Here is a 588-nt window from a genome sequence, read left to right as displayed (position 1 = left end):
GTCGAAATCGACGACATCGACCACTTCGGCAACCGCCGCATCCGCGCCGTCGGCGAGCTCATCGAGAACCAGGTGCGCACCGGCCTGTCCCGCATGGAGCGCGTTGTCCGCGAGCGTATGACCACCCAGGACGTCGAGGCCATCACGCCCCAGACCCTGATCAACATCCGCCCCGTGGTTGCAGCCATCAAGGAGTTCTTCGGAACCTCCCAGCTGTCGCAGTTCATGGACCAGAACAACCCGCTCTCGGGCCTGACCCACAAGCGCCGCCTGTCGGCCCTTGGCCCCGGTGGTCTGTCCCGTGACCGCGCCGGCATGGAAGTCCGTGACGTTCACCCGTCCCACTACGGACGTATGTGTCCCATCGAAACCCCTGAAGGCCCGAACATTGGTCTGATCGGTTCGCTGGCATCCTACGGACGCATCAACCCGTTCGGCTTCATCGAGACCCCGTACCGCCTGGTCAAGAACGGCGTCGTTTCCGACGACGTCCAGTACCTGACGGCCGACGACGAGGCCGAGGTGCTGATCGCCCAGGCCAACGCGCCGCTGGACGAGAACAAGAAGTTCGCCGAAGACACCGTCCTG

The 588-nt window shown here is 64.3% G+C and carries 1 pseudogene; it reads left to right on the top strand.

Annotated features, from left to right (window positions below):
- Positions 1–588 (top strand): annotated as a pseudogene (locus AC5RWX_RS34115) (DNA-directed RNA polymerase subunit beta); the annotation flags it as partial.

The organism is Arthrobacter sp. SPT-J7, assembly GCF_059089965.1.
The sequence above is the reverse complement of the archived record's forward strand: the minus strand, read 5'-3'. Positions and strand labels throughout refer to the sequence as shown.